At 62.7% G+C, this 598-nt stretch carries 1 protein-coding gene; it reads left to right on the plus strand.

What is annotated here, in order from left to right; translation table 11 throughout:
- Positions 1 to 598: efflux RND transporter periplasmic adaptor subunit (locus EOA29_RS39260; protein WP_127222557.1), on the plus strand; the 598-nt coding region annotated here is incomplete at both ends.

A 598-nucleotide genomic window follows, 5' to 3' on the forward strand; every position in this document is an offset into this window, starting at 1 on the left:
CCATCACCGCGCCCATCTCAGGCAGGCTGGGAGCGGTCAACGTCTCCGTCGGCGATCTCGTCACCACCAGCAACGGCAACTCAAGCAGCACGACGCCACTTGTCACCATCACGCAGATGGACCCGCTGCAGGTGAATTTCACTCTCCCGGAAAGCGACCTTGCCCTGTTGCACAAGGAACTGGCGAACCCACAGCAAGGAGACGTGACGCTGACCAAGGACGGCGATCCCAAGCCGATCGGCAAGGGCACGCTCGACTTCGTCGATTCCAGCGTCGATACCGCCTCCGGCACCATCGCCACGCGAGCGAGCATACCGAATGGCGATCTATCGCTATGGCCCGGTCAGTATGTGAATGTGATGCTCGAGGCCGGCACGATGCCGCAAATGACCTCGGTCCCGACGGTCGCGGTGCAGCCCAGTCAGAAGGGCCCGTTCGTCTATGTCGTCAAGCCGGACAACACCGTCGAGATGCGGCCGGTACAGGTGGCGCTGACGGAGGGCGAGAACAGCGCCATCAGCCAAGGGCTGAAAAACGGTGAAAAGGTCGTCGTCGAAGGCCAGACGCGGCTGAAGGACGGCGCCGCCGTTCACGAAGG

The sequence above is a fragment of the Mesorhizobium sp. M1E.F.Ca.ET.063.01.1.1 genome, assembly GCF_003998155.1.
Classification (GTDB): domain Bacteria; phylum Pseudomonadota; class Alphaproteobacteria; order Rhizobiales; family Rhizobiaceae; genus Mesorhizobium.